This is a genomic window from Gemmatimonadota bacterium (assembly GCA_039715185.1).
Lineage (GTDB): Bacteria > Gemmatimonadota > Gemmatimonadetes > Longimicrobiales > RSA9 > DATHRK01.
This window is the reverse complement of sequence record JBDLIA010000209.1, coordinates 1-1557: the sequence shown is the minus strand read 5'-3', so window position 1 is coordinate 1557 and position 1557 is coordinate 1. Positions and strand designations below refer to the sequence as shown.

Here is a 1557-nt window from a genome sequence, read left to right as displayed (position 1 = left end):
TACGCGTCGCACCATCTACCTCGACTACAACGCGTCCACCGCGCCCGACCCCGAAGTCGTGGCGGCGATGATGGACGCGCTGGCGGAGGGCGCCGGCAACCCGTCGAGCGGCCACGAACCGGGGCGCCGGGCGGCGCGAGCCGTCGAAAGCGCGAGACCGGAGGTGGCCTCGATCCTGGGAGCCCATCCGGACGAGATCGTGTTCACGTCCGGGGGCACCGAGTCGAACAACCACGTGCTCAAGGGCCTGTTCCACCGCGCCCACGGGAGGCCCCACTTCGTCACGTCGGCGATCGAGCATCCTTCGATCATCGAACCGTGCCGATTCCTCGAACGCCTCGGCGCACGCGTGACGTACCTGCCCGTCGACCGGAGTGGGCGCGTTTCGCCCGACGATGTGGCGGACGCGATCGACGACGACACGGTGCTCGTGTCGGTCATGCACGCCAACAACGAGACCGGGACGATCCAGCCCATTCGTGAGATCACCGCCGTGGCCAGGGAAAGGGGAGTCCTCGTCCACACGGACGCGGCCCAATCGGTGGGAAAGATCCGCACCGACGTGCGCGAGCTGGGGGTCGACCTGCTCTCCCTCGCCGGGCACAAGCTGCACGGGCCCAAGGGCGTGGGGGCGCTGTTCGTCCGGCGCGGCGTCGAGCTCGAACCGTTGCTGCACGGAGGAGGACACGAGGCGGGACGGAGATCGAGCACGGAAGCCGTGCCCGTGATCGCCGGGCTCGGCGCGGCGTGTCGCGTGGCGGAGAGCTGGATCGACTCGGAGACGATCCGCTCCCGGCGGGACCAACTGTGGCACGGGCTGCGAGAGCTGCTGGGCGAAAAGGTGCGGGTGAACGGAGACCCGGGGGCCCGCTTGCCGAACACGCTGCACGTCTCCCTGCTCGGCGAGGACGCCTCGGCGATTCTCGACCGCATCCCCGAGCTCGCGGCGTCAACGGGGTCGGCGTGTCACACGGGGAGCGAGGCGCCCAGCGGGGTGCTCGGAGCCATGGGCCTGGGAATGGACGAAGCCCGAGGAGCGTTGCGGCTCAGCGTGGGGCGCTGGACGACGGAGGAAGAGGTGGAGTACGCGGTCGAGCGGCTGGCGCGCGCGGTCGAGGCGGCGCCTTCAATGCCCCGATAGGCCGGCCACCATTCGCGCGCCAAGCTGCGCGGCTTCGCCATCGGTCAGGCCCGCCTCGGTCAGGACCCGCCAGGCGTCGAAGTCCACCGCGAGCCGCAGACTCGCCGTGAGCTCCGCGGAGTCCGCCCCCGTTTCGGCCCAGCCCAGGGCCAGGGTGCCGACGACCTCCTCCAGGTAGGGCCACCAAATGACGTCCAGAGTGGCCGCGACCGCCTCCACGGTCGATGCGTCCCGCAGCACTCTGCTCATCATGTCCTGTTCCAGGCGGTACCAGCGGTACAGGTCCTTCAGCGCGGCGACCAGGCGCTTCGAGGGGTCGTCGATTCCCGCCCACGAGTCCGGCGCGGGAAAGGGACTTTGGCTCGCCCAGTGCGTGGAGCAGGCCGTGAAGAGGTCGGCCTCGGTGGGGAAGTGGG

General features: G+C 70.3%; 2 protein-coding genes. One reads left to right on the top strand and one right to left on the bottom strand.

Annotated features, from left to right (window positions below):
- The first annotated feature begins 13 nt into the window (after positions 1-13).
- Positions 14-1141 carry a cysteine desulfurase family protein gene (locus tag ABFS34_16780; protein MEN8377081.1) on the top strand — a complete coding sequence of 376 codons (1128 nt, stop codon included), beginning with the start codon at positions 14-16 and terminating at the stop codon, positions 1139-1141.
- Here ABFS34_16780 and ABFS34_16775 read toward each other — a convergent pair.
- Positions 1127-1557, bottom strand: a 431-nt coding sequence (locus ABFS34_16775; GenBank protein ID MEN8377080.1) for a hypothetical protein, incomplete at its 5' end; no start/stop codon positions are given. The two genes, ABFS34_16780 and ABFS34_16775, sit on opposite strands and share 15 nt — an antisense overlap.